Below are 12,882 nucleotides of genomic sequence, written 5' to 3' on the forward strand. Positions count from 1 at the left end.
CCCGGAGTGTATCACAGGCTTGTGTCGTCGACGTTACCGGCTGGTTCCGGAAGAATTGAGGAAGGTTACAACATGCATTTCCCGACCATTGAAGATTATGTAGGGCATACGCCTCTTGTGCGTCTGCAGCGGCTTCCGGGCGAGACCAGCAACGTGATTCTGGCCAAGCTTGAGGGTAATAACCCCGCCGGTTCGGTGAAAGACCGCCCGGCTATCAGCATGATCCAGGAAGCAGAGCGCCGGGGTGAGATCAAACCGGGCGACACCCTGATCGAGGCCACCAGTGGAAATACCGGAATTGCTCTGGCAATGGCGGCAGCCATCAAGGGCTACCGTATGGTGCTGATCATGCCAGCGAACATGAGTGAGGAGCGTCGGGCGTCGATGCGTGCCTATGGTGCGGAGATTGTCACTGTCACCAAAGAGGAAGGCATGGAAACGGCTCGTGACCTGGCCCAGCAGATGGAAGCGGAAGGTAAGGGCAAAGTACTGGATCAGTTTGCCAACCAGGACAATCCCCTGGCTCATTACCGCACCACCGGCCCGGAAATCTGGGAGCAGACGGCAGGGCGGGTCACGCACTTTGTCAGCTCTATGGGTACCACTGGGACCATCATGGGCGTGTCCAGATATTTCAAGGAACGGAACCCGGATATCCAGATTGTTGGCCTGCAGCCACAGGAAGGGGCGTCCATCCCCGGCATCCGGCGGTGGCCGGAACCGTACCTGCCGAAAATTTTTGATGCCACCCGTGTGGATACGGTCATGGACATCGGTCAGCAGGAAGCCGAGGACACCATGCGTGCCCTGGCCAGTGAGGAAGGCATTTTCTGTGGTGTTTCATCAGGCGGCTCCATCGCCGCAGCCCTCAAGCTGTCGGCACAGGTTGAAAACGCAGTAATCGTGGCCATTATCTGTGACCGGGGCGACCGCTACCTGTCCACCGGCGTTTTCCCTGGTGCCTGAAACCGGTAAAAGGTGCCTGCACCCGGCAAACCCTGAATTTAGTTAAGAGACTTTCTATGAGTAGAAGACGCAGGAAAGCCCTGCCAAGCGAACCGGTGCGTTGTGTGGTGGAAACCCTCAGTCACGATGGCCGGGGCATCGCCCGGGACAATGGCAAGGCACAGTTCGTTGACGGGGCCCTGCCGGGCGAGACGGTGATGGCAAAATTTATCAGTACACGCAGCAAGTTTGATGAATTGCGGGCTGTGGAAGTGCTTGAAGCCGACGACGCGCGTATAACACCGCCCTGTAATTTTGCCGACCTTTGTGGTGGGTGTAGCCTCCAGCACATGAGTGGCGATGCCCAGATCCGGTTCAAGGAAGATACCCTGCGGGAACATTTTGCCCATTTCGGGGGCATCGAACCCGAAGAGTGGGTGGCGCCCATGCGTTCCCCGGCCCTCGGCTATCGTCGCAAAGCCAGGCTGGGGGTGAAATACGTGCCAGCACGGGAATCGGTGCTGGTTGGGTTCCGGGAAAAGCGCAACAGTTTCCTGACCGATATTGATCGCTGCGTGGTGTTGGATCCGCGTATTGGCGATCGCATCACCCCTTTGCGTGAACTGCTACATGGCATGGACGCCTATCGGCGCATACCCCAGGTGGAGGTCGCCTGCGGCGACGATTCAGCGGCGATGATATTCCGCAACATGGACCCATTGAGCGATTCCGACAGGCAAGGGTTGATCGATTTCGGCCAGGCCCATGAATTGCATATCTACCTGCAACCGAAAGGGCCGGATACCGTTCACAGAATCTGGCCCGAATCCGGTGAGGAGCGCCTGTCCTACGGCATGGAAGAATTCGACCTGACCATAAAGTTCCACCCCATGGACTTTACTCAGGTCAATGTGGACATCAATCGCAACATGGTACACCGGGCGGTTGAGTGGCTGGATATCCAGCCTGGTGAGCGGGTGCTGGATCTTTTCTGCGGACTGGGTAATTTCACTCTGCCGCTGGCCCGCCGCGCCGGGCAGGTGGTTGGTGTGGAAGGTGACGATGCCATGGTGGTTCGCGGACGGGAAAATGCGGAACTCAACGGGCTATCGAATGTCGCATTCCACGGCGCTGACTTGCACGCCGATTTCACTGCACAACCGTGGGCAGCGGAAGGGTTCGACAAAATACTGATTGATCCGCCGCGTTCCGGGGCTCAGGAGGTGTGTGAATACCTGACGGCCTTTGGTGCAAAGCGAATTGTTTATGTTTCCTGCAACCCGGCCACGTTGGCCAGGGACGCAGGGGTGATGGTGCGTAATGGTTATCGGCTGGTGAGGGCGGGCGTTATGGACATGTTTCCCCACACCACCCATGTTGAATCCATGGCGATGTTCGAGCGCGTGGATAATTGATGCCTCTCGGGACCGGTCAGGGATGGCCGGATAAGCGACCAGGAAGAACAAGAGCGATATGGTAAAAGTTCGCGAAGACTATGCAGTGACGGGTGACGGCCAGGTTGATATCGAGCGTTGGGTCCGTCAGATCGAGTCACAGACGCATCTTGAGGATGCTGAACAGTTCCGGCGGGCCTGTGAAATGGCCGCCGCCATTGATGTCCAGGCGGTACGCGAGGACAGGGTTTGGGCCCCGGGTGCCAGCAGCTTCCGCACCGGCATAGAAATGGCTCAGGTATTGGTGGAGCTGCACCTCGACCAGACCAGTCTGGTGGCGGCAATTCTCTACCGGGCGGTGCGGGAGGAACGGATTCCCCTGGAGAAGATCCGCAAGGAGTTCGGCGATGAGGTGGCCGGGCTGATTGACGGTGTGCAGCAGATGGCGGCGATATCGTCTATCCATCACCCACTCAAGGGCAATGTGCTGGGCCAGACCGAAGGCCAGCTCGACAACGTTCGCAAGATGTTGGTCACCATGATCGACGACGTCCGGGTGGCGCTGATCAAGCTTGCTGAACGCACCTGTGCCATTCGTGCCGTGAAAAACGCGCCTGAAGAGAAACGCATGCGTGTGGCTCGCGAGGTGTTCGATATCTATGCACCGCTGGCCCATCGACTGGGTATTGGTCACATCAAATGGGAGCTCGAAGATCTCTCGTTCCGCTACCTGCACGAAACCGCCTACAAAAAAATCGCCAAGCTGCTCGATGAAAAGCGGCTTGACCGCGAAAGCTACATCAAGCGTGTGATTACCACCATCAAGAACGAACTGGTTGCGTCTGGCATAGATGGCGAGCTTTCAGGGCGTGCGAAGCACATCTACAGTATCTGGCGGAAGATGCGGCGCAAGGGCATCGACTTTTCCCAGGTGTACGATGTTCGGGCCGTCCGTATCCTGGTGCCGGAAGTCCGTGACTGTTACGCCGCGCTTGGTATCGTGCACACACTCTGGCGCCATATTCCCAACGAATTCGACGATTACGTTGCCAATCCCAAGGAAAACGGGTATCAGTCCCTGCACACGGCAGTCATCGGGCCGGAAGGCAAGGTGATGGAAGTGCAGATCCGTACCCAGGCCATGCATGAGGAAGCTGAGCTGGGTGTTTGTGCCCACTGGCTCTACAAAGGCACGGACAAGGGCAACCGGTCTGTGGGCTATGACGCCAAGATCAACTGGCTGCGGCAGGTGCTGGAATGGCAGGAAGAGCTCGGCGACCTGTCCGGGCTGGCGGATCATCTCAAGTCCGATGTCGCCTCAGATCGGGTCTACGTGTTTACACCGGAAGGCCATGTGGTAGACCTGCCACAGGGCGCGACGCCGGTGGATTTCGCCTATCGCGTGCACACCGAAATCGGCCATGCCTGTCGCGGGGCCAAGGTCAATAGCCGCATTGTGCCGCTGACCTACCCGCTAAAGACTGGTGACCAGATATCCATACTCACATCCAATAACCAGGCGCCCAGCCGTGACTGGCTTAATCCGAGCCTGGGGTATATCCAGACCTCCCGTGCCCGGGCCAAGGTCACCCACTGGTTCAAGCAGCAAGACCGCGACCGCAACATTGTTGATGGTCGGGCCATCGTGGAAGACGAATTCAAGCGCCTGTCGCTGTACGAGGTGGACCTCAACGATCTGGCTCGCAAAGTGAATTACCAGGCCGCCGAGGACATGTTTGCGGCGGTGGGGGCTGGCGATCTTCGCCCCACCCACGTGGCCAACGTGGCCCAGCAGATGCTGGAGCCGAAATCCGAGCAACTGGATCTGAAGCTTAGCACCCAGAGGCGCAAGCCCTATGACACCGAATCGGATATCCAGATTCTGGGCGTTGGCAAACTCAAGACCCAGGTGGCGAAATGCTGCAAACCCCTACCTGGTGATCCGATCGGCGGCTACATCACCGTCGGCCGTGGTGTCACCGTGCATCGGCAGGACTGCATCACCTTCCTGAATCTGAAGGAGTTCGAGCCCAATCGGATTATCGAGGTGAGTTGGGGCGGTCAGCCTGTGGCCGTGTATCCCGTTGATGTCGAAATTGAAGCCTACGACCGCTCCGGGTTGTTGCGGGATATCACCCAGGTGTTGTCGTCTTCCAAAAGTGACGTTCTGGCACTCAATACCTTATCCAACAAGGACGAGAATACGGCCACCATGACCGTGACCCTGGAAATTTCCAGCCTCGACCAGTTGGCCAAGTTGCTTGCCCAGATTCGCAATCTCCCCAATATCATTGATGTCAGGCGAAAAAGATCATGAGCTATTCCATTGATGATCTCAAAACGTTGATGGCGCGACTGCGGGACCCGGAGTCCGGATGCCCGTGGGATACCCGCCAGAGCTACAAAACCATCGTGCCCCACACCATCGAAGAGGCCTACGAGGTTGCGGATGCCATCGACCGTGAGGACTATCCGCATCTGGAAGATGAGTTGGGTGATCTGCTGTTCCAGGTAATCTTCTACAGCCAGATGGGAAAAGAAGACAACCACTTTGACTTTGACTCAGTCGTCGACAACCTCGTGCGCAAGCTGGTCCGGCGCCATCCCCACGTTTTCCCGGACGGCACTCTGGAAAGCCGGATCGATCCGGACAATCGACCCAGCGAGGCTGACATCAAGGCAAGTTGGGAACGTATCAAGGCAGAGGAGCGGGCTGCGAAGCCGGAGACGTCTGCGGAGGCAGAGCGATCAAGCCGGCTCGAGGGCGTTGCCCGAACGCTCCCCGCAATGGTGCGTGCTGAGAAACTTCAGCGCAGGGCCGCTAATCATGGGTTTGATTGGCCAGAGGTTGAACCGGTATTCGACAAGCTTCACGAAGAGATCGATGAGTTAAAGGAGGCCTGGTACAGCGCGTGTTCCGGCACAGGTCGTGGGGACGCTGTGGAAGACGAACTGGGCGACCTGCTCTTCGTTTGTGTCAATCTGGCACGCTTTATGAGTGTTAATCCTGAGCAGGCCCTCAATAGCACCAATCACAAGTTTGAGACGCGATTCCGTGCTATTGAGGAATACCTCGAACGCGAAGGCCGCAATCTCGACGGCGAACCGCTGGAGGCATTGGACGCCGTCTGGCAAGCCGTCAAAGGGGTAGAAAAGACTCGTAAAGCGTAACGGATAAGTACAATCCGTTACCAAGTTTTCCGCCCCCGGTGCGGTCGCTTCGTCTACACTTCCGGTTAAGGATGCACGTATTTCGTGCACCCTGTGGGCCACCAAGAAGATGCAGGAGTGAAGGCACCATGAAAATCAAAGATCTGGTCAACTACTGGGACAAGCATGCACGTGGTCGGCTGACCCGTGATGCGTATTTTGCCGATCTCTCTGACCAGCATCACAAGCGACTGGAGAAGTTGGCCGCGTTGTATCCGATGAAGTCTTCCCAAGACCTGATGAGGGACCTGATTTCCGCTGCCCTGGATGAACTGGAAACCAGTTTCCCTTACGTTCAGGGGTCAAAGGTTGTTGCGTTTGATGAAGACGGCTTCGAAATCTATGAAGATCAGGGGATGACCCCGCGCTTCATCAGTCTCAGCCAGAAGCATATCCAGCGGCTAAAGGCGCGTCAGCTCGAATCGGTTGCCTGATCAGGCCAATCCCTGATTGATCGCGACGACTCTGCAATACCCGACGGGGTGGTTTCGCCACCCCGCAGAGAAGTGCCACCGCTTTATTTTTCCCTGCCTTCCAGCTTGTCCTTCAACGGGCTCAGCCTGACCAGGTCGTCCAGCGCTGCGCCAATCATGTCATTCAGTATGTCACTCTCCGAACGGTCCGGGTAAAGTTCGGCCAGCGCCGCAATGCGTGCTGCGTCTTCCAGCGGCAAACGGAGATTGTAATCGTGGCTCCGCTCAACGGACTCTTTCTTGCTTTCCCAGTGCTTGGGCAGATCGGTTACTTTCATGAATACTCCTTGCGGCCACAGGCTTTAATCGTTAGAAAGACTTTATGAGAATAAACAGTATCGTTAGTTTACTTCGCCTCCGTCAATTTAAAAGGACCTCAATGTGACCGAGCTACACCCAGACCTTCGAGAAAACGTTCGCATGCTGGGCGAGTTGCTGGGACAGAGTATCCAGCGCCATCCCGGGCAGGACTGTTACGAGTTGATTGAAGAAGTGCGTGCGGCCGCCAAGGCAGACCGGCGCCAGGAAAGCGGCTCAGGCCAGCGGCTGGTGAACCTGCTGGGCAAACTTCGTGATGACGAGTTGTTGCCGGTAACCCGTGCCTTTAACCAGTTCCTGAACCTGGCCAACCTGGCGGAACAGTACCACGGCATCCGCCGCAAACGTGGCCATCAGTCCGACCTGATGGTGGAGTCCCTTGGAGACGTGTTCAGCCGTCTGAAAAAGGGCGGTGTCAGCGCTGACGAATTACACCGGCGTGTTGCTGACTTGCGCATTGAATACGTGCTAACGGCACACCCCACGGAAGTCGCCCGCCGCACCCTGATCATGAAATACGACGAGATGTCGGATTGCCTTGCTCGCCTGGATCATGAGGACCTGCTGCCTGCGGAGCGAGAGGAAATTGTGGGTCGTCTGGCACAGTTGGTTACCGAAGCCTGGCACACAGATGAGATCCGCCATGATCGCCCGACAGCGGTCGACGAAGCCAAGTGGGGGTTCGCCGTCATCGAAAACAGTTTGTGGCAGGCTTTGCCGCGTTTTCTGCGAGGGCTGGATCTGTCGCTTTCAGACGCCACCGGAAATGGGTTACCGCTGGACGCGTCGCCGATCCGGATCGCCTCCTGGATGGGCGGTGATCGCGATGGCAACCCCAATGTGACCCATAAAGTAACCCGCAAGGTGTTCCTGCTGGGCCGCTGGATGGCAGCCGACCTGTATCTGCGGGATATCCAGTCCCTGCGTGCGGAATTGTCGATGTGGCAGGCCAGTGACGAATTGCGGGATATCGCCGGTGATACCCGGGAGCCCTATCGCCAGGTGCTGGCCGGGTTGAGGGAAAAGCTGATCAAAACCCGGGACTGGGCGGAAGCCAGCGTTGCCGGCGAGCCAGCCGACGCGACCGGAATTCTGTTTGCCAATGAGGACTTCACGGGCCCATTGGAACTTTGTTATCGATCCCTGGTGGACTGCGGGCTGGAATCCATTGCCAATGGCCCGCTGCTGGACACCATTCGCCGCGCCCACACCTTTGGCCTGCCTCTGATTCGCCTCGACATCCGCCAGGAGTCGACCCGTCATGCTGAGGCGGTTGCGGAAATGGTTGAGTATCTGGGCCTGGGTGATTACCTGTCCTGGTCGGAACAGGAGCGCCAGGACTTTCTGGTGCGTGAACTCAAGGGGCGCCGACCACTGGTCCCCAGACACTGGAAGCCCTCCGAGGAAGTGGCCGAGGTGCTGGCCACCTGTGAAGTGGTGGCCGAGCAGACGCCGGAAGCGCTGGGTTCCTATGTTATCTCCATGGCCAGCAAGCCGTCGGACGTGCTGAACGTGATTTTGTTGCTACGTGAAGCAGGTATGGAAAACCCGATGCGGGTGGTGCCCCTCTTCGAGACCCTGGATGACTTGCGCGGCGCCCCTGACAGCATGGCGGCGCTCTACAGCGTGGACTGGTATCGGGACTATTGCGAAGGTCGGCAGGAGGTCATGATCGGCTATTCCGATTCCTCCAAAGACGCTGGTCAGATGATGGCGGCCTGGGCTCAATACCAGGCTCAGGAAAAGCTCACCGAGGTCGCCAATCAGTATGGCGTACACCTCACGCTGTTCCATGGCCGCGGAGGCACCGTTGGCCGCGGTGGCGGCCCGGCCAACCGTGCAATCCTGTCCCAACCGCCGGGTTCGGTGAACGGCAGTTTCCGGATCACCGAGCAGGGCGAGATGATCCGCTTCAAGTTTGGCCTCCCCCGGCTGGCGGAACAGAGCCTTACGCTGTACACCACTGCGGTGATTGAAGCCACCCTGGCGCCACCGCGAGGGCCAGAACCGGAATGGCGGGAGGCGATGGACTGGCTCACCGAGCGTTCCCTCAAAGCCTACCGTGACGTGGTCCGGGACAACCCGGATTTCGTTCCCTATTTCCGTCAGGTCACCCCGGAGCAGGCGCTGGGTAAGCTGGCCCTCGGTAGCCGCCCGGCAAGACGCAAACCCGGCGGTGGCGTGGAAAGCCTGCGGGCCATTCCCTGGATTTTCGCCTGGACCCAGATGCGGATGATGCTGCCCAGTTGGCTGGGTAGCGACGTTGCCTTGGCAGACGCATTCGACAACGACCGCGTACCCGTGCTGCGGGAAATGATGCAGCAGTGGCCGTTCTTCAAAACCTATGTGGATATGCTGGAGATGGTGCTGGCAAAATCCGACCTGCGAATCGCCAGCTACTACGAAAAGACGTTGGTCGATGATCCAAAGCTGCTTGAACTAGGGAAGAACCTGCGAGAGCGCCTGCAAGGCTGCATTCGTCATTTGCTGGAACTGAAGCAGCAGGACACTTTGCTGGAGCAGGAACCTGTGTTTGCCCATTCCATGCGGGTACGTAATCCGTATACTGATCCGCTACACTATTTACAGGCGGAACTGCTCAAGCGTGACCGTGAGGGTGAGGGCAAGGGCGAAGTGCCCGAGATGGTGGAACGCGCACTCAAAGTCACCATGGCCGGTATTGCAGCCGGCATGCGTAATACCGGCTAAAGCAGGTTCAGCGGACCATAAAAAACAGGAGTAACGCCGTGGCGTTAGCGGCAAAACTGGAGCGCTTTTTAACCGGCAAGGGAATTGCCTATCGGGAACTTGAGATTGATCAGGTGCTTAGCTTTGATGCCGCGGTTATGGCGTCCGGGCGGCCTCAAAGTGAGTTTGTCCGGGCAACGCCCCTGATCGATATCAATGGCGTCGTCATGGCCGTTCACGGTTATAACACCAGTCTGGATATGGATCTGGTGCACAAGCAGACAGGCCGACGCCTGCAGCCGCTAACGGCCCGCCAGTCCGCCCGGCTGTTCGCTGATTGTGCCCCGGGTTTTCAGCCGCCGGTCGGGGCCGCCTACGACGTAGCGGTACTCGTCGATGAGGACATCCTGGGGTACTCGCGCACCCTCATGTGTTGCGGAACCGACAACACGCTCCTTGAGCTGGACCGCACCTCTCTGGCCAGGGCTTTCGCAGACGCCACTCAGGGCCACCTGGCAATTCGCGGCCGAAACAACGACGAGCGCGATGCCCTGACGCTGGAAGAAGTGGCTGACAAACTGCAAAAGCTCTATCGCTTGCCGCCAATGCCGGCGTTGGCGCTGCGCATTCTCCGTTTGACGGCCAATTCTGAGGCGACCGCCCGTGAACTGGGTGAGTTGATTGAGTTTGATCCCAGCCTTACCGCCCAAATCATGCGTTATGCCCGTTCTGCCCTGTTCAATTATCCCGGTCAGATCAACTCGGTACAGGAAGCGGTGACCCGCGTTCTTGGGTTCGATCGTGTGGCCCATATCGCGCTGGGTATAGCGTCGGTGCGTGCTTTCGAGGTGCCGCGTCAGGGTCTGCTGGGGATGGACCAGTTCTGGCGCCACTCCCTGTATAACGCGTTTGTGTGCCAGCGCATGGCGCCAAAGTGCCATTCCGACAAGGGCCTGGCGTATCTGTGTGGCCTTCTGCACAACTTCGGCCTGCTGCTGATTGGCCACCTGTTTCCCCAGGAGTTCGATGAACTGAATACGTTGCGGGAAGCCAATCCCGACGCCAGTATGCACTCACTGGAGCAACAGGTGTTCGGGGCCAGTAACGACCAGCAGATGCTGGCGGTCGGCCACGGCGCCATCGGTGGCATCCTTCACCGGCTTTGGGAGCTGCCTGACCCGGTGGTAAAGGCTGCAGGCATGCACCAGCACGACGGCTATCATGGCGAGCATGAACCGTATGTGCTTATGGTCCAGTTGGCCAATGCGCTGCTGAAGGAAAGGGGGATTGGGGATGAGTTCAACCCGGATGATATCGTCTCCCTTGCGTCGTCCCTCGGGCTTTCTGAAGGGGATATCGCCCGTCTGAACGAAGAGATTGACAGCGTTTCAGGGGAGCTGGACGCGCTGGCGTTATCCCTGTCATCCTGACCCTCGAGCACTATCAACTCAAAGCCGGATGTAACCTTTTGGTGCATGCTACGGAGGTCCACTTTCTATGAGGGGGCTGAGTTCGTATAATGCGTCTTCCTTGGCAGGGGCTCCGGGCTCGTTGCTGCCGAGAAGCTGTCGCAAAGCCGCCGGGTTTTGCAACAGCTTTTCAAATGATAATGACTACAACGGGAGCACAGCGTTATGAGAATCATCATGTTAGGCGCGCCAGGCGCAGGCAAGGGTACGCAGGCCCAGTTCATCACCGAACGGTTTGAAATCCCACAGATTTCGACCGGTGACATGCTTCGCGCGGCGGTGAAAGCCGAGTCCGATCTTGGCAAGCAGGTCAAGGAAGTGATGGCGTCTGGCGGCCTGGTATCTGATGACATCATCATTGCGCTCATCGAAGAACGGGTTCAGCAGCCTGACTGCAAGAACGGCTTCCTGCTCGACGGTTTCCCCCGTACCATTCCCCAGGCCGAGGCCCTGAAAGACCAGGGTATTGTCATTGACTACGTGGTGGAAATCGCCGTTGATGACGAGGAAATCGTAAGCCGTCTGTCAGGTCGCCGGGTACACGAGGGCAGTGGTCGCATCTATCATGTGAAGTACGATCCGCCCAAGACCGAGGGTAAAGACGACGAGACCGGCGATGCCCTCATCCAGCGCGAGGACGACAAGGAAGAAACCGTCCGCAAACGCCTGAAGATCTACCACGAGCAAACCGCGCCACTGGTCGGTTACTATCAGGACTGGGCGAAAGAAGACCCTGCGGCTGCGCCGAAATATGTGCGCGTAAAAGGCGTGGGCAGCCTGGATGACATTCGCGACCAGATTCTTACCCAATTGAAGTAACCCCGTGAAATTACTGGCACTGGATACCTCATCAGAGGGCTGCTCGGCAGCCCTGCTGATGGACGATAGCGTGGCTGAGCGGTTCGACCTGGCTCCCCGGGGGCACACCCGCCTGTTGATGCCGATGATCCGCGAGCTTCTCGCCGAGAAGGAGCTGGTGCCGGCAGACCTGGATGCGCTTGCATTTGCCTGTGGTCCGGGCTCGTTCACGGGCCTTCGCATTGCCACGGGGGTTGTCCAGGGGCTTGCCTATGGTCTCGGCATTCCCGTCATTCCGGTTTCGTCCCTGGCAGCTGTTGCCCAGGATGCGATACACCATTGGCAAATGCTGAATGGCGATGCCGTTGCAGTGGCCTTCGATGCCCGCATGGGCGAAGTGTATTGGGCCTGCTATATCTGCCGCGATGGACAACCAGAGTTGGTGGGTGACGAGCGGGTATGCGCTCCAGCGTCTGTGGGTCTGGCGGATGGCGCATCCCGGTGGTTTGGTGCCGGCCAGGGATGGAACCTGAAAGAAAATTTCCCGGACGGTGTTGCCGCAACCATGGAGCGCGTCGACGAGACTCTGGTGCCCAGGGCGTCCAGAGTGGCGGAGATCGCCGCCCGTGCCTTTGATGCGGGAGCGGGGGTGCCGGCCGAACAGGCGCAACCGGTTTACATTCGTGATGAAGTGGCCTGGAAAAAACTGCCCGGCCGCTAACAACGACCTCACTGCTAACACCCGGAATCACTGCCGATGGAACTGTGGCACATTATTGTATTGGCCGTTATACAGGGGCTGACGGAGTTTCTGCCGATCAGTAGTTCGGCCCACCTGATTCTTCCTTCGCAGGTATTTGGCTGGCCGGATCAGGGCCTGGCCTTCGACGTCGCCGTGCATGTAGGGACGTTGGCAGCGGTGGTCTGGTATTTTCGATCGGAAGTTTGCCGTCTCACCGTTGCCTGGGCCGGAGACACGGTTCGGGGTCGCGTCGGGCAGGACAGTGGCCTTGCGTGGGCGGTCATCGCCGGCACGGTTCCGGCCGGATTGGCTGGCCTGCTGCTCAATGATTTCATTGAAACCTCTCTGCGTTCCGGGTTGGTGATTGCGGTTTCGACCATCGGTTTTGGTTTGGTGCTGTGGTGGTCAGACGCGGTGGGACGTCGCAACCGGGATCTGCCGGCATTGACCATGAAAGATGCGGTGATCATTGGCGTGGCCCAGGCGCTGGCGCTGATTCCGGGCACCTCCCGATCCGGTATTACCATCACGGCGGCTCTGTTTCTCGGGTTTGGACGGGAGGCCGCTGCCCGGTTCTCGTTCCTGTTGTCGATCCCGCTGATTCTCGCCGCCGGTCTGCTGAAAACCCTGGAGCTGGCGGAGCAGGGCGGCGCAACCGACTGGGCGGCCATTGCTCTGGGTGCTGCGCTGTCATTTGTCAGTGCCGTGGTCTGTATCCACCTGTTCCTCAAGTTTCTTGAGCAACTTGGTCTGATGCCGTTCGTTATCTACCGCCTGGTACTCGGTCTGCTGTTGCTTGTTATGCTCTGGTAGGGCAAAAATTGAACAGCCTGCTTTAAAATCGG

Annotated in this window: 11 protein-coding genes; 10 read left to right on the forward strand and 1 reads right to left on the reverse strand. The window is 58.3% G+C overall.

From position 1 onward, the window contains the following. The first annotated feature begins 72 nt into the window (after positions 1 to 72). The 5 genes from cysM (at position 73) to AC13D2_RS16615 (ending at position 5,983) form a co-directional block, all read left to right on the forward strand. Complete coding sequence (gene cysM / locus AC13D2_RS16595) at positions 73 to 966, forward strand: cysteine synthase CysM (protein WP_036204217.1); 894 nt, start codon at positions 73 to 75, stop codon at positions 964 to 966. A 56-nt stretch (positions 967 to 1,022) separates the two neighbouring features. Next, positions 1,023 to 2,360, forward strand: coding sequence for a 23S rRNA (uracil(1939)-C(5))-methyltransferase RlmD (gene rlmD / locus AC13D2_RS16600; RefSeq protein ID WP_482938927.1), 1,338 nt, complete (start codon positions 1,023 to 1,025; stop codon positions 2,358 to 2,360). A gap of 58 nt (positions 2,361 to 2,418) precedes the next feature. Continuing rightward, the gene (gene relA, locus AC13D2_RS16605) at positions 2,419 to 4,656 is read left to right on the forward strand and encodes a GTP diphosphokinase (RefSeq protein WP_300493219.1); all 2,238 of its coding nucleotides are present in this window, start codon (positions 2,419 to 2,421) and stop codon (positions 4,654 to 4,656) included. Next, entirely contained in the window at positions 4,653 to 5,510 is an 858-nt protein-coding gene (gene mazG, locus AC13D2_RS16610) for a nucleoside triphosphate pyrophosphohydrolase (RefSeq protein ID WP_300493217.1), read from the forward strand. Before relA ends, mazG begins: the two co-directional genes overlap by 4 nt. Positions 5,511 to 5,638: 128 nt before the next feature. Next, entirely contained in the window at positions 5,639 to 5,983 is a 345-nt protein-coding gene (locus AC13D2_RS16615) for a hypothetical protein (RefSeq protein ID WP_007152055.1), read from the forward strand. An 83-nt stretch (positions 5,984 to 6,066) separates the two neighbouring features. Here AC13D2_RS16615 and AC13D2_RS16620 read toward each other — a convergent pair whose 3' ends face one another. Then, positions 6,067 to 6,300, reverse strand: a complete 234-nt coding sequence (locus AC13D2_RS16620) for a hypothetical protein (RefSeq protein ID WP_292050099.1) — start codon at positions 6,298 to 6,300, stop codon at positions 6,067 to 6,069. A gap of 103 nt (positions 6,301 to 6,403) precedes the next feature. On the opposite strand from AC13D2_RS16620, the gene ppc reads away from it, so the two are divergent. The 5 genes from ppc (at position 6,404) to AC13D2_RS16645 (ending at position 12,850) form a co-directional block, all read left to right on the forward strand. Beyond that, positions 6,404 to 9,049: a phosphoenolpyruvate carboxylase gene (gene ppc / locus AC13D2_RS16625; protein WP_292050098.1), complete on the forward strand. Its 2,646-nt coding sequence runs from the start codon at positions 6,404 to 6,406 to the stop codon at positions 9,047 to 9,049. A gap of 38 nt (positions 9,050 to 9,087) precedes the next feature. Then, complete coding sequence (locus AC13D2_RS16630) at positions 9,088 to 10,458, forward strand: HDOD domain-containing protein (protein WP_292048020.1); 1,371 nt, start codon at positions 9,088 to 9,090, stop codon at positions 10,456 to 10,458. A gap of 204 nt (positions 10,459 to 10,662) precedes the next feature. Next, a complete protein-coding gene (gene adk, locus AC13D2_RS16635; RefSeq protein WP_292048022.1) occupies positions 10,663 to 11,316 on the forward strand; it encodes an adenylate kinase in 654 nt (217 codons plus the stop codon). Between the two features lie 4 nt (positions 11,317 to 11,320). Beyond that, positions 11,321 to 12,016, forward strand: a complete 696-nt coding sequence (tsaB, locus tag AC13D2_RS16640; protein ID WP_292048023.1) for a tRNA (adenosine(37)-N6)-threonylcarbamoyltransferase complex dimerization subunit type 1 TsaB — start codon at positions 11,321 to 11,323, stop codon at positions 12,014 to 12,016. Between the two features lie 36 nt (positions 12,017 to 12,052). Beyond that, positions 12,053 to 12,850, forward strand: coding sequence for an undecaprenyl-diphosphate phosphatase (locus AC13D2_RS16645; RefSeq protein WP_292048024.1), 798 nt, complete (start codon positions 12,053 to 12,055; stop codon positions 12,848 to 12,850). Positions 12,851 to 12,882: the final 32 nt, after the last annotated feature.

It is taken from the genome of Marinobacter sp. B-12 (assembly GCF_056857915.1).